Below are 887 nucleotides of genomic sequence, written 5' to 3'. Positions count from 1 at the left end.
TGGCGGATAAGTTTGCATTCGTTGCCGTCAACCAATACTTCCGCCGCACGGTTGCGCGTGTTGTAGTTGCTCGCCATGCTTGAGCCATACGCACCGGCGCTGCGGATAAGCAGTAAATCCCCTTCTTCACAGGCGATGGTGCGGTCTTTGCCGAGGAAGTCGCCGGTTTCGCAAATCGGGCCGACGATATTGGCCGTCAGAGGCTCAATGTCTTTGGTTTCGACCGCTTCGATGTGATGATAGGCATCATAAAGTGCCGGACGCATCAAATCGTTCATCGCCGCATCAACCATCACAAAGTTTTTCTCTTCGCCATGTTTGACGAATTCGACGCGCGTCAACAACGCGCCTGCATTACCGACCAAACTGCGGCCTGGCTCAAGAACCAGTTTCAGACGGCGTGTACCCATCAGTTTTTGAACTTCTTTGGCATACGCGCCCAAATCAGGCACATTTTCGTCTTGGTAAACAATGCCGACGCCGCCGCCCAAGTCCAAGTGTTCCAACACAATGCCTTCATCTGCCAATTGGTCGACCAAGGCCAAGATACGTTCGCAGGCTTCGACAAGCGGGCTGAGGTCGGTCAGTTGCGAGCCGATATGGCAGTCGATACCGACGATTTTCAAATGGCTTTGTCGGGAAGCATGACGATAGGCCTCAAGCGCATCGGCATAGGCAATACCGAATTTGTTGGCTTTCAGGCCGGTGGAGATATAAGGGTGGGTTTTGGCATCGACATCGGGGTTGACGCGCAGGGAAACCGGAGCGACTTTACCCAAACGCGCGGCAACCTTTTGAATACGGTCGATTTCGGGAATGCTCTCCATATTGAAGCATTTCACGCCTGCATTCAGCGCAAATTCAATTTCTGCCTCACTCTTACCCAC

General features: G+C 53.0%; 1 protein-coding gene. It reads right to left on the bottom strand.

Annotated features, from left to right (window positions below):
• The coding region (gene lysA, locus ACTHS3_RS15600; RefSeq protein ID WP_440368454.1) for a diaminopimelate decarboxylase at positions 1 to 887 on the bottom strand (887 nt) is incomplete at both ends.

This window comes from Neisseria sp. P0009.S007, from assembly GCF_051962515.1.
Note: the sequence above shows the minus strand (reverse complement) of the source record. Positions and strands in the feature narration are given on the sequence as shown.